This window comes from Streptomyces luteireticuli, assembly GCF_041519305.1.
GTDB classification, from domain to species: domain Bacteria; phylum Actinomycetota; class Actinomycetes; order Streptomycetales; family Streptomycetaceae; genus Streptomyces; species Streptomyces luteireticuli.
This window is the reverse complement of record NZ_CP167927.1, coordinates 4,692,800-4,711,769: the sequence shown is the minus strand read 5'-3', so window position 1 is coordinate 4,711,769 and position 18,970 is coordinate 4,692,800. Positions and strand designations below refer to the sequence as shown.

The 18,970-nt window shown below is 71.7% G+C and carries 18 protein-coding genes; 2 read left to right on the top strand and 16 right to left on the bottom strand.

What is annotated here, in order from left to right:
* Positions 1-59 precede the first annotated feature (59 nt).
* From AB8735_RS21055 to AB8735_RS21040, 4 genes are all read right to left on the bottom strand, one after another.
* Positions 60-1,064, bottom strand: coding sequence for a hypothetical protein (locus AB8735_RS21055; protein WP_372408780.1), 1,005 nt, complete (start codon positions 1,062-1,064; stop codon positions 60-62).
* Between the two features lie 75 nt (positions 1,065-1,139).
* On the bottom strand, positions 1,140-2,123 hold the full coding sequence (locus tag AB8735_RS21050; protein ID WP_344018755.1) for an ABC transporter substrate-binding protein: 984 nt from the start codon (positions 2,121-2,123) through the stop codon (positions 1,140-1,142).
* On the bottom strand, positions 2,120-2,857 hold the full coding sequence (locus tag AB8735_RS21045; protein WP_372408779.1) for an ABC transporter permease: 738 nt from the start codon (positions 2,855-2,857) through the stop codon (positions 2,120-2,122). Before AB8735_RS21045 ends, AB8735_RS21050 begins: the two co-directional genes overlap by 4 nt.
* Complete coding sequence (locus AB8735_RS21040) at positions 2,857-3,555, bottom strand: ABC transporter permease (RefSeq protein WP_344018760.1); 699 nt, start codon at positions 3,553-3,555, stop codon at positions 2,857-2,859. The genes AB8735_RS21045 and AB8735_RS21040 overlap by 1 nt, the downstream gene beginning before the upstream one ends.
* Positions 3,556-3,683: 128 nt before the next feature.
* Between AB8735_RS21040 and AB8735_RS21035 the strand changes: the two genes are divergently transcribed.
* Entirely contained in the window at positions 3,684-4,856 is a 1,173-nt protein-coding gene (locus AB8735_RS21035; RefSeq protein ID WP_372408778.1) for an ABC transporter ATP-binding protein, read from the top strand.
* A 37-nt stretch (positions 4,857-4,893) separates the two neighbouring features.
* On the opposite strand, the gene AB8735_RS21030 is transcribed toward AB8735_RS21035, so the two are convergent.
* The 6 genes from AB8735_RS21030 to AB8735_RS21005 all read right to left on the bottom strand — a co-directional run bounded on the left by AB8735_RS21030 (position 4,894) and on the right by AB8735_RS21005 (position 9,961).
* Positions 4,894-5,379: a DUF3180 domain-containing protein gene (locus AB8735_RS21030; protein ID WP_372411883.1), complete on the bottom strand. Its 486-nt coding sequence runs from the start codon at positions 5,377-5,379 to the stop codon at positions 4,894-4,896.
* A gap of 72 nt (positions 5,380-5,451) precedes the next feature.
* A complete protein-coding gene (gene folK / locus AB8735_RS21025) occupies positions 5,452-6,045 on the bottom strand; it encodes a 2-amino-4-hydroxy-6-hydroxymethyldihydropteridine diphosphokinase (RefSeq protein WP_344018766.1) in 594 nt (197 codons plus the stop codon).
* On the bottom strand, positions 6,042-6,401 hold the full coding sequence (folB, locus tag AB8735_RS21020; protein WP_372408777.1) for a dihydroneopterin aldolase: 360 nt from the start codon (positions 6,399-6,401) through the stop codon (positions 6,042-6,044). The genes folK and folB overlap by 4 nt, the downstream gene beginning before the upstream one ends.
* Before the next feature lie 257 nt (positions 6,402-6,658).
* Positions 6,659-7,156: a nuclear transport factor 2 family protein gene (locus AB8735_RS21015; protein WP_344018770.1), complete on the bottom strand. Its 498-nt coding sequence runs from the start codon at positions 7,154-7,156 to the stop codon at positions 6,659-6,661.
* Positions 7,153-8,034, bottom strand: coding sequence for a dihydropteroate synthase (gene folP / locus AB8735_RS21010; protein WP_372408776.1), 882 nt, complete (start codon positions 8,032-8,034; stop codon positions 7,153-7,155). Before folP ends, AB8735_RS21015 begins: the two co-directional genes overlap by 4 nt.
* Before the next feature lie 76 nt (positions 8,035-8,110).
* Positions 8,111-9,961: a phosphatidylglycerol lysyltransferase domain-containing protein gene (locus AB8735_RS21005; protein WP_372408775.1), complete on the bottom strand. Its 1,851-nt coding sequence runs from the start codon at positions 9,959-9,961 to the stop codon at positions 8,111-8,113.
* A gap of 171 nt (positions 9,962-10,132) precedes the next feature.
* Between AB8735_RS21005 and AB8735_RS21000 the strand changes: the two genes are divergently transcribed.
* Positions 10,133-11,245 (top strand): alpha/beta hydrolase, encoded by a 1,113-nt coding sequence (locus AB8735_RS21000; protein WP_372408774.1) that lies wholly within the window; start codon positions 10,133-10,135, stop codon positions 11,243-11,245.
* 16 nt (positions 11,246-11,261) lie between these two features.
* Here AB8735_RS21000 and folE read toward each other — a convergent pair whose 3' ends face one another.
* The 6 genes from folE to dacB all read right to left on the bottom strand — a co-directional run bounded on the left by folE (position 11,262) and on the right by dacB (position 18,910).
* Positions 11,262-11,870, bottom strand: a complete 609-nt coding sequence (folE, locus tag AB8735_RS20995; protein ID WP_344018779.1) for a GTP cyclohydrolase I FolE — start codon at positions 11,868-11,870, stop codon at positions 11,262-11,264.
* A 130-nt stretch (positions 11,871-12,000) separates the two neighbouring features.
* Positions 12,001-14,001: an ATP-dependent zinc metalloprotease FtsH gene (gene ftsH / locus AB8735_RS20990; RefSeq protein ID WP_344018782.1), complete on the bottom strand. Its 2,001-nt coding sequence runs from the start codon at positions 13,999-14,001 to the stop codon at positions 12,001-12,003.
* A gap of 296 nt (positions 14,002-14,297) precedes the next feature.
* Positions 14,298-14,837: a hypoxanthine phosphoribosyltransferase gene (hpt, locus tag AB8735_RS20985; protein WP_004940393.1), complete on the bottom strand. Its 540-nt coding sequence runs from the start codon at positions 14,835-14,837 to the stop codon at positions 14,298-14,300.
* Between the two features lie 118 nt (positions 14,838-14,955).
* Positions 14,956-15,972 (bottom strand): tRNA lysidine(34) synthetase TilS, encoded by a 1,017-nt coding sequence (gene tilS / locus AB8735_RS20980; protein WP_344018785.1) that lies wholly within the window; start codon positions 15,970-15,972, stop codon positions 14,956-14,958.
* 196 nt (positions 15,973-16,168) lie between these two features.
* Entirely contained in the window at positions 16,169-17,302 is a 1,134-nt protein-coding gene (locus AB8735_RS20975) for a zinc-dependent metalloprotease (RefSeq protein WP_344018787.1), read from the bottom strand.
* Positions 17,303-17,473: 171 nt separating this feature from the next.
* Positions 17,474-18,910 carry a D-alanyl-D-alanine carboxypeptidase/D-alanyl-D-alanine-endopeptidase gene (dacB, locus tag AB8735_RS20970; protein WP_372408773.1) on the bottom strand — a complete coding sequence of 479 codons (1,437 nt, stop codon included), beginning with the start codon at positions 18,908-18,910 and terminating at the stop codon, positions 17,474-17,476.
* Positions 18,911-18,970: the final 60 nt, after the last annotated feature.

Sequence of the window (18,970 nt, the reverse complement as noted above, 5' to 3'; positions counted from 1 at the left end):
GTGGCGCCGAGGAGGGCCGGGTGCGGGGGCGGAGCCCCGCCCTCGCACCCCACCGGCACTCAGATCGCGCTGCGCAACTCCGCCACGTCGATCTGCTCCGTCTCGTCATGGGCCGTCAGATCGATGACCCGCTCCGCGAGCGCCTCCTCGCCGACGACGTCGGCAAGGTCCTGCTCCTCGACCGGTGTCGAAGGCGTCGAGGGCTTCGGCTGCGCCTCCGGCGCCCCCTTCGCGTTCCCGAAGAAGTCGAAGCCGCCCTGCCGCCGCACGGCCGGGGCCGACGGCTGCCGCACGGGCAGCGGCCCGGCGGGCAACGCCGGGCGGGCGGCCGGCACGACCTCGGCGGAAACGGCCGGCACCTCCGGCGCCTCTGACACCTTCGGCGCCTCCGGCTCCGCAGCGGCCTCGGAAGTCACCGGAGCCGCCGGAGCTGCCGGAGCTGCCGGAGCCTCATCCACCCGCTGCGCGGCCGCATTCCGCTCCAGGTCCCGCAGCGCGTCAGCCGCCCTGCGGTACGCCTCCGGCCCCACCCGCCGCTCGGCCCGGGCCTGCATCGCGGACTCCAGGGCCTTCGCCATGCGCGGCGCTCCCACCGCGAGAGCGGACTCGGCACCGGACTCGCTCCCGCCCGCCGCGGACTCCAGCAGCCTCGCCCGCCCCGTCTCCGCCGCCGCGTAACGCCGCAGCAGATCCGCGTGCTCGGTGCGCAGCCGTGCCAGCTCCGCCCGCTTGCCGCGCAGCTTGGTCTCCAGCCGGGCGCGGGCCTGGCGGGTCTCCTCCAGGTCCGTCTCCAGCTCGGCGAGGCGCTCGTCCGTCTTCCACTCGTCCCGTGTCCGGGCCGCGGTGAGCTGGGCCACCTGCTTGCCGGCGGACCGGTCCCAACGGCGCATCAGGACCGACCCGACCACCGCCGCGACCGCCGCCCCGGCGGCCAGGCCGCGTATGACGAGCGGTTCACCCACGGTCCAGGCGCCGGCCGCGCAGGCGACGGAGGTCGCGGCGACCAGGGAGGGGGGAAGAAGCCGGTGCAGGGAAGTGGAATGGCGGTGGCGTCCTCGTGGCATGGCCAGAAACTTACCGTGCGTCGCCTCGAAAGTGTGACCCGACCACCAAACCGTTCCCTTGATCTTATGCAGCCCCTACTTCCCCAGCAGTCCCTTGTCCTTGAGGTACCGCTCGGCGACATCCGCCGGCTTGAGCCGCTCGGTGTCCACCTTCTTGTTGAGAGTGGTGAGGTCCTCCGTCGTCAGCACCTTGTTGAGTTTGTCGAGCACTTCCACGACCTGCGGCGAACCGGCCTTCCGCGCATTCACCACCGGAAGCACGTTGTCGGAGTTCTGCAACTTCTTGTCGTCCTTGAGCACCACCAGACCGAACTGTTCCAGCGTGGCGTCCGTGGTGGTGGTCAGGACCATCTGGTCCTTGCCGCTCTTGACCGCCTGCTTGGCCTGGGTGCTGCCCACCTCCAACGGGTCTATGGCGGTGACGTCGATGCCGTACACCTTCTCCAGACCCGGCTTGCAGAACGGCCGCCCACTGCATTCGTCACCCGCCGCCAGCTTCACCGGAACCTTCGCCCGCCCCAGGTCGGAAAGGGTCTTGAGCTGGTGTTCCTTGGCGAACTCCGCCGTCACCGCGAAGGCGTTCTGGTCCACGGCACGCCCCGGGTCGAGCACCTTCAGCCCGCGCGGTTCGGCGAGTTTCCGCAGCGCCTTCACGGTGGCCGCCGGGTCGGCGGAGGCGACCATCGGCGCGTCCTTCCCGTTCTGCTTCTTGTTCAGGAATTCGGCGAGGGTGGCCGCATACTCCGGGACGACATCGATCTGCCCCTTCTCCAGCGCCGGTTCATACAGCTCACGGGCGTCCACGGTCTTGATCGAGGTGGAATAACCGGCGTCCTTCAACAGCCCCGCGTATATTTCCGCGAGCACCTTCGACTCGGTGAACGAGGCAGACCCGATCACCAGGGATCCCCGGCCGGACTTCGTGGAGCCTCCCCCTCCGCCGGACTTCTCCAGGCTGTCACCACCGCACGCGGCCAGACCCGCCGTCAGGGCGGCGGCTCCCGCCAGGCCCAGCGCGGCGCGGACGGTGCGCGCTCGGCGCGGGGTGGTGCTGGTCATGCGGCACTCCATTCGTTCGGGACAGGTACTGCGGCGGGTTCGTCCGATCCGGGGCCGTCGGCCGCCCCGCGGCGGCTCCGCCTGCGGCCCAGGTACCGCTCCAGGGCCACGAACACGCCCTCGACCAGCAGCGCCAGCGCGGCCACCAGCAGCGCCCCGGCGACCACCTGCGCGGTGTCGGTGAGCCGGAAGCCCGCCGTGATGATCCGGCCGAGGCCGCCGCCCCCGACCATCGCCGCGATGGAGACGGTGGCCACCACCTGGACGGCGGCGGACCGCACCCCGGTCATCACCAGCGGCAGGGCCAGCGGCAGTTCGACCCGGCCGATCACCTGCCGGCCCGACATCCCCATGCCCCGGGCCGCCTCGACGACGTCGCGGTCGACCTCGCGCATGCCCACGTAGGCGTTGGTCAGCAGCGGAGGTATCGCGAAGAGCACGAGGGAGAGCACCGTGGGCCACGGCTCGTACGCCCCCAGGGGGCCGAGGGTGAGCAGCACCAGCACCGCGAAAGTGGGCACCGCACGGCCCGCGTTGGACAGATTCACCGCGAGGGCGCCGCCCCGGCCCGTGTGGCCCAGCACGACGGCCAGCGGCAGGGCGACGGCGCAGGAGAGGGCCAGGCAGACCGCGGTGAGCTCCAGGTGCTCGGCCAGCCGGTGCCACACCCCGTCGGGGCCGGACCAGTGCGCCCCCGTGGCGAGCCACGTCCAGGTCCGGGAGATCACGTCCATCAGGCCATCGCCCTCTTCCGCTTCCGGCCGGTCCGGGTCCACGGCGTCAGCAGCCGCTGGAGGCAGAGCAGCAGCGCGTCGGCCAGGGCGGCGAGCAGCACGCACAGCACGGACGCGGTGAGGACCTCGGCCTTGAAGATGCTGTGCAGGCCCTCGTAGATCAGATTGCCCAGGCCGCCGTAGCCGGTGAGGGCGCCGACGGTGGTGAGCGAGACGGTGGAGACCGTGGCGATGCGCACCCCGGCCATCACCGCGGGCAGGGCGAGCGGCAGCTCCACCGCGAACAGCAGCCGCACCGGGCCGTAGCCCATGCCCCGCGCCGCCTCCCGGGCCTCCTCCGGCACGGCGGCCAGCCCGGCCAGGATGTTGCGCACGAGGATCGTCAGCGAATAGAGCACCAGGCCGGTGACCACGACCGCCGCCGACAGCCCGAAGACCGGCACGAGCAGCGAGAACATCGCCAGGGACGGGATCGTGTAGAGCACCGTCGTCATCCCGAGCACCGGCCCCGCCACACCCCGCCACCGGCGGGCGGCCAGCGCCAGCGGGAACGCGATCAGCAGGCCGATGACCACCGACGCCACGGTGATGCCGACGTGCTGGAGCGTCGCGTCCGTCAACTCCTGCCCCCGGGTGCGCACATACTCCGCGCAGATCCAGTCGTTGCGGATCAGGCAGTTGCCACCCTCTCCCGCCATCTGCGCTCACCTCCCCCTGGGCCTTCACCGACGGTCACCAGCGACCCTAAGCCCTGCCACTGACAATCGCCCGCGGGCGGACCAGGGCGGACACACACCTGTCACACCGGACCCGCACAATGGACGGCGTGATCCGTTTCGAGCACGTGACCAAGCGCTGGGCCGACGGCACGACCGCGGTGGACGACCTGTCCTTCGAGGTCGCCGAGGGAGAGATCGTCACCCTCGTCGGGCCGTCCGGCTGCGGCAAGACGACCACCATGAAGATGGTCAACCGGCTCGAGGACCCGACGGACGGCAAGATCCTGCTGGACGGCGAGGACATCGCGCACACCGACCCGGTCGCCCTGCGCCGCCGCATCGGCTATGTGATCCAGCAGGTCGGGCTGTTCCCGCACCGGACCGTGCTCGACAACACCGCCACCGTCCCGCACCTGCTGGGCTGGCCGCGCAAGAAGGCCCGCGCCCGGGCGGCGGAGCTGCTGGAGCTGGTCGGCCTCGACCCGGCCGTCCATGGCGAGCGCTACCCCGACCAGCTCTCCGGCGGCCAGCGCCAGCGCGTCGGCGTCGCACGGGCGCTCGCCGCGGACCCGCCGGTCCTCCTGATGGACGAGCCCTTCGGCGCGGTGGACCCGGTGGTGCGGGAGCGCCTCCAGAACGAATTCCTGCGGCTCCAGTCGCAGGTGCGCAAGACGGTGCTCTTCGTCACCCACGACATCGAGGAGGCGGTCCGGCTCGGGGACCGGATCGCGGTCTACGGGCAGGGGCGCATCGAGCAGTTCGACGCGCCGACGGCGGTGCTGGGCGCGCCGGCCACGCCCTACGTCGCCGACTTCGTCGGTGCCGACCGCGGTCTGAAGCGGCTGTCCGTCACCCCGATCGAGCGGGGCGACCTGGAGCTCCCGCCCGTCGTCCACCTGGACGACCCGCTCTCCTCGGCGGCGGAGCGGCTCGCGCGGGACGGGGCGCACTGGGCGGTCGTCCTCGACGACGCGGACCGGCTGCACGGGTGGGTCGCGGCGGACGCGATCGCCCATGCGGGCGGGGCGGGCACGGTCCGGGACCGGGCCCGGCGCATGGACGCGTGGCTTCCGCTGGGGGCGCCGCTCAAGCAGGCGTTCAGCACGATGCTGCAGCACGACGCGGGCTGGATCGCGGTGCTGGACGGGGAGCGGGCGGACCACTTCCTGGGGGTCCTGACCCCCGCGAGCCTGCACGAGGCGCTGCGGCGCTCGATCGGCGCGGACGCGACGGGTTCGGAGCGCGCGGACGTGGACCTGCGGACGGTGTCCAAGCGGTGACCCGGCGCCGCCCCGGCCGGACCGGGGCGAATCCCGGCTACGCCGCCGAGCCCGACGGCCCCTCGTCCTCGTCCTCCGGCAGCTTGCACACCCGTTCCATGAAGAACGCCGCCGCCACCACGCACGCCCCCGCCAGCACCGACGCCCCGGCGTAGATCGCCTGCTCCCGCCGCGCGTCCGACTCCACGCCGTCGAGCAGCAGGAAGACGCCGACCCCGCCGTACGCACCCGACACCAGGGCCGCCACCAGCGCACTCGCCTGGCCGAAGACGACGGCACGGGCCGCGAGCAGCGGGTCGACGCCCTTCGCCCCGGGCCGCCGCTCGCGCTGGGCCCGCAGCCGGCCGCGGATCGAGATGGCCGTCGCGAAGAGCACGACGGCGATGACGGCGAGGACGATCGGCGCGGCGACCGGCACGCCCGGCAGCGTGCCGAAGGCGTTCCACAGCCGGGCACCGGCCCACGAGAGCACCCCGGCCGCGACGAACAGGCCGAGCAGCATCCCGATCCGAAGTTGCTTCACCGAGCCGTCGCCCCTCGTCGTCATCGCGTCGTCGTCATCTCGTCGTCCGTACCCTCAGCGCTTGCTCAACGGCTATTCGGGCAGCCGGAGTTCCAGGTCCGTCCGGGGCCGCACACCGGACAGGTCGAGTCCGGCCAGCAGCTCGGCGACCGGACCACGCCCAGGAACAACTGCCTCCGGATCCACGTCGTACCACGGAACCAGCACGAAGGCACGCTCGTGCGCGCGCGGGTGCGGCAGCGTGAGCCGCGGGTCGTCGGAGACCACGTCCTGGTAGGTGACGATGTCGACGTCGATCGTCCGCGGGCCCCAGCGCTCGTCGCGCACCCGCTCGAACGCCTCCTCGATCGCATGGCCGCGCTCCAGCAGCGAGGCCGGCGGCAGCGTGGTCCTCACCAGCACCACCGCGTTGAAGTACGCGGGCTGGGAGCCGGGCTCCACGCCCCAGGGCTCCGTCTCGTAGACCGGGGAGACCGCCTTGACCCGGACGCCCGGAGTGTCCTCCAGGGCGTCGACGGCACCCTGGAGCGTCTCCAGGCGGTTGCCCAGATTGCTGCCGAGGGACAGCACGGCCCACTGCGGATTGCTCAGCGTCACATCTGCGGCGTCCACCTGCTCCGTCACGGAGGAGGGCACCGGCTGCACGGTCGGGTCGCTGCTGCTCATACTCGGCTCCGGGTGATCGTGACGGTCACGTCGTCGAAGGGGACGGTGATCGGGGCGTCCGGCTTGTGCACGACGACCTCGACCTCCCGGACGGCGTCGTGCTTGAGACACTGCTGGGCGATCCGCTCGGCGAGGGTCTCGATGAGGTCGACCGGCTCGCCCTCCACGACGGCCACGACCTCCTCGGCCACCACGCCGTAGTGCACGGTCTTCGTGAGGTCGTCGGAGGCCGCGGCGGGCCGGGTGTCCAGGCTCAGCACGAGGTCCACGATGAAGGTCTGGCCCTCCTCGCGTTCTCGGGGAAAGACCCCGTGGTGCCCACGAGCCTTCAGGCCGCGCAGCGCGACACGGTCCACACGAATCACTCCTGCTGGTCGTCGATGGGGCACCGCCCACGCCGGGGCGGCAGCGGAGAAGGGGACTCCCGCCCCCGGCCCTCGACCGGGATGCCCAACGTCGAATCTACCTGCGGGCACCGACAGCGCCCGTCCGCGGGGGCCCGTGCCGGGGATCCGCCGGGCGGCCGGTCACCCGCGCCGCCGCCCCCGTCCGGCCGGTGTACGGGCACCCATACCCGCCCCGCGAGCGGCTCGAACGAACAGCCACGCATCCGTCACGGCGCGGCGCCCGGCCCCTCGTCCAGGTCCTCCGGGCCCTCCTCGCGCTCGTACTCCTCGTCCTCCCGCCCGGCCAGCACGGGCGAGCCGTGGTGGGACCACACCTTCCACTCCGAACCCACCCGGCGGAACGTGTTGGTGGCCACGACCAGCTGGCCGACCAGCGGCCCCAGCTCGCCCTCGGCCTCCGCGGGGGCGCCGCTGAGGATGTTCTCGGTGCAGGTCACCAGGGCGGTGTCACCGGCCACCGACACCTCGACGTCGGTCAGGAAGAACTGGATGTAGTCGGTGCTCGCCATGATCAGCGCATACGAACGGAGCACCTCGTTCCGGCCGCGGAGCACCGGCCAGCCGGGGTGCACGCACGAGACCTCGGTACCGGGGTCGTCCAGCCACAGCCGGTTCATCGCCCCCGTGTCGCCACGCTCCACCGCCTCGTACAGGGCCGTGTTGGCCTCCTCGACCCGCTCGGCGTCCGTCCGGGACGGGCTCACACCGCCTCCTCACCGGACGCGGCCCGCTCGACGGCGCGCACCACGCGGACCGCGTCCGCGCTCGCGCCCACCTCGTGCACGCGCACCGCCCACGCGCCCTCGCGCGCCGCCAGCGCGGTGACGGCGGCCGTGGCCGCGTCCCGCTCGCGGGCCGGCGGCGGGGCACCGTCCTCATGGGCGAGCACCCGGCCCAGGAAGCGCTTGCGGGAGGCCGCCACCAGCAGCGGCAGCCCCAGTTCGGACCGGAGCCGGCCGAGCCGCGCGACCAGCTCCAGGTCGTGCTGGGCGTTCTTGGCGAAGCCCAGGCCGGGGTCCACCACGAGCCGGTCCGGCTCGACGCCGCCGGCGACCACCGCGTCCACCCGGCGCCGCAGTTCGTCGACGACCTCGCCGGTGACGTCCGAGTAGACCGCCCGGCTGTTCATGTCCTCGCTGAAGCCGCGCCAGTGCATCACCACGAACGGCACCCGGGCCTGGGCCACCATCGGGATCATCGCCGGGTCCGCGAGCCCGCCGCTGACGTCGTTGACCAGTCCCGCGCCCGCCTCGACGGCCGCCTCCGCGACCGAGGCCCGCATGGTGTCCACGGAGACCACCACGCCCTCCCCGGCCAGCTCGCGGACGACCGGTATCACCCGGCGGCGCTCCTCGGCCTCGTCGACCCGCAGCGCGCCCGGCCGGGTGGACTCGCCGCCCACGTCCACCAGGTCGGCACCGCCGGCGACGAGGTCCAGACCGCGCTTGACGGCCACGGCGGTGCCGAACCAGCGGCCGCCGTCCGAGAACGAATCAGGCGTGACGTTGACCACGCCCATCACCGCGCAGCGGCCCCACTCCGGCAGACCGACGGGCCCGATACGGCCGTGCAAGCTCCTCATGCCGACCAGCCTAGGCCGTTGTACGGGACAGGCCCCCGCCGGACCGGGGTCCGACGGGGGCCTGCCATGCAGCGGATCACGCGGCGCGCGTGACCTCGGCCTGGTCCACCCGCTCGTCCTCCATGCCGCTGGGCTTCGGCGGGGCCGGGCGGCGGCGCAGCAGCCGCGGCAGCTCCAGGAAGCCCTCGGCCTGCATCATCGCGAAGCCGATGCGCGGCAGGTCGCGGCTGTTGGGGAAGACGATGAAGCGCGGCTCCCAGCGGGGGCGGAACTTCTCGTTGAACTTGTACAGCGACTCGATCTGGAACCAGCGCGAGAGGAACAGCAGCACCCCGCGCTGGACCCGGACCACCGGACCGGCGCCCAGCTTGCCGCCGCGCTCCAGGGCGGAGCGGAAGAACGCGAAGTTCAGCGACATGCGCTTGACCTTCAGCTCCGGCGCGGCCTGGAGGAAGGCGACGATCAGCAGCTCGTTCATGCCCGGGTCGGCGCTGCGGTCGCGGCGCATCAGCTCCAGGGAGCTGCCGTCCTTGCCCCACGGCACGTAGTGCTGCATGGCCTTCAGGTCGCCGAAGGGCGCGTCCTCGCCCTCCTCCGGGTCCTTGTGGGCGGTGGCGATGATCGCGTCCAGGTCCTTGGGGTCGCCGATGCGGCCCAGGGCCATGGAGAAGCCGCGCTCGTCCTCGGTGTCGCGCCAGGCGTTGGCCGCCTTCTGGACGACCTCCAGCTCCTCGGGGGAGAGGTCGCCGACGCGGCGCACCTTGGTGCTGTAGCCGTTGCGCTCGATGCGCTTGACCATCTGGCGGACGTTGCGCATGGAGCGGCCGCTCAGGCTGAAGTCGGCGACGTCGACGATGGCCTCGTCGCCCATCTCCAGGGCGTCCAGCCCGGTCTCGCGGGTCCAGACCTCGCCGCCGGTCTCGCTGCAGCCGTTGACCGCGGGGGTCCAGGAGTGGCGCTTGGCCAGCTCCATGAACTTCTCGATGGCGCCCGGCCAGGCCTCGACGTCACCGATGGGGTCACCACTGGCGAGCATGACGCCGGAGACGACGCGGTAGGAGACGGCGGCCTTGCCGGACGGCGAGAAGACGACGCTCTTGTCGCGGCGCAGCGCGAAGTGGCCCAGCGAGTCGCGCTCGCCGTGCTTGGCGAGCAGCTCGCGCAGCCGGTCCTCGTCCTCCTCGGTGAGGACGGCGGCGGGGTAAGCGGGCCGGAAGGCCAGGAAGGCGGTGGTGGCCAGGGTCAGCAGGCCGAGGGCGCCCAGCGAGTAGCCGACGACGTAGTCGACGCCGCCGGTGTAGTGGACGGAGCCCTCGAAGCCGAAGAGGCCCCAGATCACGTGCTCGATCTGCTCCAGGACCGGCGGGTCGCCGATCATCTGGTCCGGGTGGGAGCCGACGATCACCCAGCCGAGGCCCAGGCTGGCGCAGCTCATCACGATGAAGTTGCCCAGCGCCTTCCAGCGGCTGCGCGGGTCCGGCAGCGCGGTGAAGGCGTTGCGGTGGCGCATCAGGTAGGCGAAGAGCAGCAGCGAGAAGACCGCGCCGGCGATCGAGTGCCGGTAGACCAGGTGGGCGGCGGCCCCGACGGGCAGCACGATCACCGCGGCCCACCAGGCGAGCGACTTGGCGCGCTTGAGGCCGTGGGCCAGCATCAGCAGCAGGATGCCGACGACGATCGACGCCGCGGCGGCCAGCTGGGTCACGGCGCCGGGCAGCACCTCGGCGAGGGTGTGGATGCGGCTGAAGCGGAACCGGGGGAAGACCCCGGCCGCGATGTCCATCAGTCCGATGACCGCGGCCACCGTGCCGACGACGGCCGGAACACGCTCCGGTCGCGGGCCCTTGGCCATGCGCGCAAACACCGACAGCCACTTCGAACCCGAAGGAACCCCATCGGACTTTTTGCCATCTTCCCTGACAGACATCTCTTCCCGTCGTCCATGTCGAGTGGGCATACGGCATGTGGCCGTACCGCTCCGGACAATGTGCGCCCTGTAGGACGACGGTTTCGGGGCTGAGGTTCCGCCGGGGCCGGGCCCGGAAAGAAGTAACCATTCCGCGATCCGGGCGCCGGGTCGCTCGGCAGAAAGCACCTCATGGGTCTCACCAGCAAGACAGTTCTCCTGCTGGCCGCAGTGCTCGCGGTAGTGCTCTTCGCACTGACCGTCTGGCTCTGGCCGCGCCTGGGCAAGAAGGGCGTGGGCTCCGTTCTGGGCCGGGTCGGCATGCTGATCGTCACCCAGCTGTCCCTGTTCGCCGCCATCGGCCTCTACGCGAACTACTCGTTCGGCTTCTACGCCTCCTGGGCCGACCTCTTCGGCCAGGAGCAGGACCAGGGCGTCGTCGTCGACCACAGCGCGGGGCAGAAGCGGGTCCAGGTCGTCGGGGTCCAGCAGGTGAACGTGCCGCGCGCCTCGGTGCCGCGGGTGGCGGGCCAGATCGAGAAGGTCAACATCCAGGGCCCGCAGTCGAAGATCGCCAGCCCGGCCTTCGTCTACCTCCCGCCGGAGTACTTCCAGCCGGAGTACGCCAAGCGCACCTTTCCCGCCTCCGTCGTCCTGACCGGCTACCCGGGCACCGCCGAGGCGCTGATCAAGGGCCTGCACTACCCGCAGACCGCGCACAAGCTGGCCAAAGAGAAGAAGATGCAGCCCACCATCCTGGTGATGATGCGGCCGACCGTCGCCCCGCCCCGGGACACGGAGTGCATGGACATACCCGGCGGCCCGCAGACCGAGACCTTCTTCGTCAAGGACCTCCGCAAGGCGCTCTCCGAGCAGTACCGGATCGGCACCAAGGCCAAGAACTGGGGCATGATCGGCGACTCGACCGGCGGCTACTGCGCGCTCAAGCTGGGCATGCGCCACCCCAACGCGTACGGTGCGGTGGCCGCCCTGTCCGGCTACTACAAGGCCCCGCAGGACCCGACGACGGGTTCGCTCTTCGGCGGCAGCAAGAAGCTGGAGCGGGAGAACGACCTGACGTGGCGGCTGGAGCACAAGCCGCTGCCCAAGATCTCGATGCTGGTCACCAGCAGCAAGCAGGGCGAGCACAACTACAAGGACACGATGAAGTTCGTGGAGCTCGCCGCCAAGCACCCCACCCGCGTCTCCTCGATGATCCTGGAGAGCGGCGGCCACAACTTCAACACCTGGCGCCGTGAGATCCCCGGCACCCTTCAGTGGATCGGCGGCCGCCTCAGCGCCTGATCCCTCTCCGGCCGCCTCAGCGGCCGGACATGATCAGGCTCATCGCCTCCGCGCGCGAAGCGGGGTCACGCAGCTGGCCCCGCACCGCAGAGGTGATCGTCTTCGCCCCGGGCTTGCGGATCCCGCGCATGGACATGCACATGTGCTCGCACTCGATCACCACGACCACGCCCCGGGCCTCCAGGATCTCCGCCATGGAGTCCGCGATCTGCGTGGTGAGCCGCTCCTGGACCTGCGGCCGGCGGGCGTAGACGTCCACCAGCCGGGCCAGCTTCGACAGCCCGGTGATCTTCCCGGTGGTGGCCGGGATGTACCCGATGTGCGCCACCCCGTGGAACGGCACCAGGTGGTGCTCACAGGTGCTGTAGACCTCGATGTCGCGGACCAGCACCATCTCGTCGTGGCCCAGATCGAAGGTCGTGGTCAGCACGTCCTCCGGCTCCTGCCACAGGCCGGCGAATATCTCCTTGTAGGCGCGGGCCACCCGCGCCGGGGTCTCGCGCAGACCTTCCCGGTCCGGGTCCTCGCCGACCGCGATCAGCAGCTCGCGAACGGCGTTGACGGCCCGCTTCTCGTCGAATTCCCCGACGGAACGCTCGCCGTCCAGGGTGACCGGATCGATCATGGAGTTGCCCTCGTTCTCTCGTGCGTACGCGCTGTGCGGCGGCCTCACGCGCGTACACATGCGCGATGCCGCGCCCCCCAGGCTAGAACCTGGGTGACGCGGCATCCATTCCGGGCCCGGTGACCACCGCCTACTCGGGGCGGATGTCCTCCGGGAGCTCCACCGAGTCCACGGCACCGACGCCGTTGCTCGGGGCGAGCTCCTTGGGGGAGAGCACCGGCGGGCGGCTCGACGGCGTACGCCGCGAGGAGCCGGTCCAGGCCGGGCGGGCCGGGCGCTTCACGATGTGCTTGAAGATCTCGGCGATCTCCTCCTTGTTCAGCGTCTCCTTCTCCAGGAGGGCCAGAACCAGGTTGTCGAGGACGTCACGGTTCTCGACGAGGATCTCCCACGCCTCGTTGTGCGCGGTCTCGATGAGCTTCTTGACCTCTTCGTCGACCAGCGCCGCGACCTCTTCCGAGTAGTCGCGCTGGTGCGACATCTCGCGGCCCAGGAACGGCTCGGAGTTGTCGGAGCCGAACTTGATCGCACCGAGGCGCTCGGTCATGCCGTACTGGGTGACCATCGCGCGGGCCGTGGCGGTGGCCTTCTCGATGTCGTTCGCGGCACCCGTGGTCGGGTCGTGGAAGACGAGCTCCTCGGCCGCCCGGCCGCCCAGCATGTAGGCGAGCTGGTCGAGCATCTCGTTGCGCGTGGTCGAGTACTTGTCCTCGTCCGGCAGGACCATGGTGTAGCCCAGCGCACGGCCGCGGGACAGGATGGTGATCTTGTGCACCGGGTCGGAGTTCGGGGAGGCCGCCGCGACCAGGGCGTGTCCGCCCTCGTGGTACGCGGTGATCTTCTTCTCCTTGTCCGACATGATCCGGGTCCGCTTCTGCGGGCCGGCCACGACGCGGTCGATCGCCTCGTCCAGCATGTGGTTGTCGATCAGCTTGCGGTCGCTGCGGGCCGTCAGCAGGGCGGCCTCGTTCAGCACGTTCGACAGATCGGCACCGGTGAAGCCGGGGGTCCGGCGGGCGACGGCCGAGAGGTCGACGTCCGGGGCGACCGGCTTGCCCTTCTGGTGGACCTTGAGGATCTCCAGCCGGCCCTGCATGTCCGGCCGGTCGACGGCGATCTGCCGGTCGAAGCGGCCCGGGCGCAGCAGCGCGGGGTCGAGGATGTCGGGCCGGTTGGTGGCCGCGATCAGGATGACGCCGCCCTTGACGTCGAAGCCGTCCATCTCGACGAGCAGCTGGTTCAGCGTCTGCTCGCGCTCGTCGTGACCGCCGCCGAGGCCCGCGCCGCGGTGCCGGCCGACGGCGTCGATCTCGTCGACGAAGACGATGGCCGGGGCGTTGGCCTTGGCCTGCTCGAACAGGTCACGGACCCGGGAGGCACCCACACCGACGAACATCTCGACGAAGTCGGAGCCGGAGATCGAGTAGAACGGGACGCCCGCCTCGCCCGCGACGGCGCGCGCGAGGAGCGTCTTGCCGGTGCCGGGCGGACCGTAGAGCAGCACACCCTTGGGGATCTTGGCGCCCACGGCCTGGAACTTCGCCGGCTCCTGGAGGAACTCCTTGATCTCGTGGAGCTCCTCGACGGCCTCGTCCGAGCCGGCCACATCGGCGAAGGTGGTCTTCGGGGTGTCCTTGGTGATCAGCTTGGCCTTGGACTTCCCGAAGTTCATCACCCGGGAGCCGCCGCCCTGCATCTGGTTCATCAGGAACAGGAAGACCACGACGATGAGCACGAACGGCAGCAGGGAGAGGAGCACCCCGATGAAGGGGTTCTGCTTGGACGTCGCGACGTTGTAGCCCTCGGGCAGGACGTCCTTGTTCTTCTGGTCGACCTCGTCCTGCAGCATCTTGGAGAGCTGCACGCCCTGGTCGCCGATGTAGTTCGCCTGGACCTTGCTGCTGCCCTTGACCTTCTCGCCGGGCTTGAGCTCGATCTTGATCTTGTTCTCGTCGCCCGTCGTCAGCTCGGCCGACTTCACCTTGTGATCACGGATCGCCGCGACGACCTGCGAGGTGTCCACCGACTTGTAGCCGCCGGACGAGCCGACGACCTGCATCAACACGACCACGGCGAGGACGGCCAGCACGATCCACATGACCGGCCCACGGAAGTAGCGCTTCACGTCCATCCATACGGGGCGCGAGCGCCCCGTCCCTCCTGCCACAGTGAGGCACGGTGCCCCCGGACGGGGGGCGCCTGTGCGTACGGTGTTCTGCTCGGCCTTGCAGTACTCGACCCTGCAGTACTTGACTCAGAACCGCTTGAAAAGACTGACCTTCGGACGGTACCCCAGCATTGTCACCCGACGACGCCGCAGACGGTCAACAAATCCGTCTTCCCCTCCTCCAACGGCGGAAAACCGCGGAGGGTTCCCGGCTGTCACGAGGCCCGGCACGGGGACCGTCCCCCCAGGTCAGGGGTGATTCAGCCGCCGTAGACGTGCGGCGCGAGGGTGCCCACGAAGGGCAGGTTGCGGTACTTCTCCGCGAAGTCGAGGCCGTACCCCACGACGAACTCGTTCGGGATGTCGAAACCGACCCACTTCACGTCGATGGCGACCTTGGCCGCCTCCGGCTTGCGCAGCAGGGTGACGACGTTGAGCGACGCCGGCTCGCGGGAACCGAGGTTCGACAGCAGCCACGAAAGCGTCAGACCGGAGTCGATGATGTCCTCGACGATCAGGACGTGCTTGCCCTTGATGTCGGTGTCGAGGTCCTTGAGGATGCGGACCACACCGGAGGACTGGGTGCCCGCGCCGTAGGAGGACACGGCCATCCAGTCCATGGTGACGGGGTTGGACAGCGCGCGCGCCAGGTCCGCCATCACCATCACGGCGCCCTTGAGGACACCGACGATGAGCAGGTCCTTGCCCGCGTACTCCGCGTCGATCTTCGCGGCCAGCTCGGCCAGCTTCGCGTCGATCTCTTCCTTGGTGATGAGCACCGACTTGAGGTCGGTGCCCATGTCCTTGTCGTCCACCCGCGCCACTCTCGTTCGATGGAGGATCGTCCGGTCGTCCGGGCTCCTGCCGCCCGGTCCGGACCGGCCGGGCCCGGACCGTGATCGTTCACGGCCGTTCGAATCAGCCCTGCCGGAGGACCAGTCTGCCACCATGCCGGTGGACCGCGACGCGCCCGGGGAGGTTGATGGCGCGCTGGCCCCGCCAGCCGGTGATCAGCCGGTCCACCTCCTCGATGTGCCGGGCGAAGAGCGAACCGGCCGGGGAACCGGCCTCGATGGCCGCGCGGCGCAGCACCCGGCGGCGCACCGCGGCGGGCAGCGCGTAGAGCTTGGCGACCTCCAGGGCACCGCTGTCGTCCCGGACGGACGGCTCCACGGCGACGGCCCAGGAGTCCAGCGCGTCGGCGTCGTCGCGGGAGAGCTGCGCGGTCCGGGCCAGCGCCTCGACGACGCCCTTGCCCAGGGCCTTCTCCAGGACGGGCAGGGCCTCGTGGCGGACCCGGGAGCGGGTGTAGGCGGGGTCCACGTTGTGCGGGTCGTCCCAGACGGGCAGCGACTGGACCAGGCACGCCTTGCGGGCGGTCTGCCGGTCGAGCCCCAGGAACGGCCTGCGGTAGCGGCCGCCGACGCCGGAGGCGACGGCCATGCCGGACAGGGATCGGGTGCCGGAGCCGCGGGCCAGTCCGAGGAGCACCGTCTCGGCCTGGTCGTCACGGGTGTGGCCGAGGAGGACGGCTGCGGCGCCGTACCGCTCGGCGGCCTCGTCGAGCGCGCCGTAACGGGCGTCACGGGCGGCGGCCTCGGGGCCGCCGTCCCTGCCGACGGTCACCGGGAGCGCCTCGACGGGGTCGAGGCCCAGCGCGCGGAGACGGCCCGCCACTTCGGCGGCGCGGAGATCGGAGCCCTCCTGGAGGCCGTGGTCGACGGTGACGCCGCCGGCGCGGACGCCGAGCCGGGGGGCCTCGAAGGCGAGGGCGGAGGCGAGCGCCATGGAGTCGGCGCCGCCGGAACAGGCGGCCAGGACGAGCGGGGAGCGGGGGCCGCCGGCGGGGTCGGCGGGCGGAGCGAGGGTGAGGACGTCGTGGAGTACGCGGCGGACCGCCAGGCGTATCGCGGCGACCGCGGGATGTGGACCCATGTCCGAGTGTCCAATCGTTCCAACGAGGAGCCAACGGGAAGGGGTTGTGGGGACGTGCGGGCTGCGTCAGTCACGCTGTGTGCGTAGATGGTGACAGAGACGAGCCTTTACCCGAGCATCGCACGCCCACCCCTGGCACACGGTCCCTCGGACGGGTGATTACGGGAGCGTTCATCCGTCATGGGGCGCGGCGGGGTCACCCGTCGGAGCGTCCGTGCACCCGTGCGACCCAGTCCCCGGGTTTGGCGATCTCGGCCTTGGTCGGGAGCGTGTTCGGCGAGGTCCAGACCCTGTTGAAGCCCTCCATGCCGACCTCGTCGACAACAGCGCGCACGAACCGTTCACCGTCACGGTACTGCCGCAGTTTGGCGTCGAGACCCAGCAGCTTCCGCAGCGCTGCGTCCAAACGGCCCGCACCGCTGGCCCGCCGCTGCTGGAACTTCTCGCGGATCTCCGCGACCGACGGGACGACCTGCGGTCCCACACCGTCCATCACATAGTCGGCGTGCCCCTCCAGCAGGGACATCACGGCCGTCAGCCGGCCGAGGACCTCCCGCTGGGCGGGGGTCTGGACCAGCTCGACGATGCTGCGTCCGCCGCCCGCCTCCTCGTCCTCCGGCGGCCTGCCGCCGGCCAGCGTCTGCAGCGCCTCCCGGAGCCGCTCCAGCAGCGTGGCCGGGTCGACCTCGGTCTCCGCGAGGAACGTCTGGACCTCGCCCTCGATGTGGTCGCGCAGCCAGGGGACGGCGGTGAACTGCGTCCGGTGCGTCTCCTCGTGCAGGCACACCCACAGCCGGAAGTCGTGCGGGGCGACGTCCAGTTCGCGCTCCACGTGGACGATGTTCGGGGCCACCAGCAGCAGCCGGCCGCCGCCCTCGGCGGCGCCGGGCAGTTCGCGGGTGGCCGGGGCGAAGGTCTCGTACTGGCCGAGCACCCGGGACGCCAGGAACGACAGCAGCATCCCCAGTTCCACGCCGGTCACCTTGCCGCCGACCGCGCCCAGGACGGCGCCGCCGGGCAGGTTGCTCCGGCGGTCCTGCATCTTCTCCAGCAGCGGCCCGAGCACTGCGCGGAAACCGGCGACGTTGGCCCGGATCCAGCCGGCCCGGTCCACGACGAGGACCGGGGTGTCGCCGGCGGGGCCGCCCGGCGGGGACATCCGGGTGAAGGACCTGACGTGCTCCTCGGACGACTTGGCGTGCCGCCGCAGCTCGGCGACGACGTCGCGGGCCTCGTCGCGGCTGACGTCCGGCCCCGGCCGCACGAGCCGCGTCGCGGTCGCCACCGCGAGCTTCCAGTCGACCATCTCCGCACCACCGATGCTCGTCATGGCTTCACGGTACGTGCTGCGTGCGGGGTGGCACAGGCGTGGGTTTGTGCCCCGGCCCCGCCCTTTCACCGTTTCTGCGCGCTCCGCGCGGGTGTCCTCAAGCTCCCAGAGGGCGCTTCGCGCGGAGCGCGGCGAGAAACGGTGAAAGGGCGGGGCCGGGGCATATTCCCCTCACCGCACCGACGCCACCCCCACCGCCAGCCGGTCCAGCGCCCGCTGCGCCCCCTCCGCATCCGATGTCCCGTCCGCCATGAACGCAAAGGCCAGCAAACGGCCGTCGGCCGCGACGACCGTCCCGGCGAGCGTGTTGACCCCGGTCAGCGTGCCCGTCTTGGCCCGCACCAGCCCCCGTCCGTCATCCTCCTGGTACCGCCCCCGCAGCGTCCCGCTGAACCCCGCCACCGGCAAACCCGTCAGCACCGGGCGCAACTCGGGGGCGCGCGCGTCCGAGGCGTGCGCCAAGAGGCGTGCCAGGAGGTCCGCAGAGACCCGGTCGGACCGGTCGAGGCCGCTGCCGTCCGCGATCCGCACCCCGTCCGTCGGCAGCCCGAGCCGCGACAGCCGCGCCGTGACCGCCCGTCCCGCCCCGTCGAAGCTCGCGGGCTGGCCGTCCGCCAGGGCGGTCTGCCGGGCGAGCGCCTCGGCGATGTCGTTGTCGCTGTTGGTCAGCGCCCGCTCGACCAGCTCGGCGAGCGGCGCGGACGAGACGGCCGCGAGCCGGCGCGCCGAGGCCGGCGCACGCCCCTCCTCGACGGAACCGTCGACCTTCACGCCCCGCTCCCCCAGCAGCTCCGCGAACTTCCGCGCCGCGTCCCCCGCGGGGTCGGCCGAGCGCTCCGCGGGCCCGTGGTCGGAGTCGTCGAGGCGCCCCTCGTCGACCATGAGGGGGCTGACGGGCGCCAGATTGTCGTTGGGCCCGATCGGGTGCTGCGCGGACCCGGCGTACCGCGAGACGTCGTACGACACCCGCGTACGCGCCGTGCCACGCGCCTTGAGCGCCCGCGCGGTCGCGTCGGCCAGCGCGGGCAGGCTGGCGAACCGCTCGCCCGACGGGGCGGGGTGGGCCGTGAGCGTGGGGTCGCCACCGCCGACGAGGACGATGCCGTCGGACCCGAGCATCACCGTGGTCTCGATCCGGTGATCGCCCCCGAGCGCGGCCAGCGCCGCCGCCGACGTGACAAGCTTGATCGTCGATGCGGGAGTGACCGCCGCGCCCTCGTCGGCCCCGAACAGCCGGCCGCCGCCGGTGACGTCCACCACGGACGCCGAGACGTGCGAACCCAGCGCCGGGTCCTTGAGCAGCGGTTCCAGCGCGGAGGCCACATCGGACGCGGCGGGCGGGCGGCCGCCGGCCGCGGGAGCGGCGAGCACGGGCCCCGCCGGGGGCCGCCCGGGGGCGGAACGCGCGGAATGCCCCCGGTCGGCGGCTGCGGCGCGGACCCGTTCGGCCTTACGCTGTCCGCCGTCCCAGGGGCCGGCCACCGCCACCGCGCCCGCGGCAACGACCAGGCCCGCCGCGGTCGAGGCCGCGACGAACCGGGCGGTCCGGTGCCGCGCCAGCGGTACGAGAACGCCACGCACGGTCTGCCACCGTCCGCCTGCGGGCATTACGGACCAGCCCCTTTCGCCACCACACACCTGCGTGGGGGACACTTAATCACCAGACGT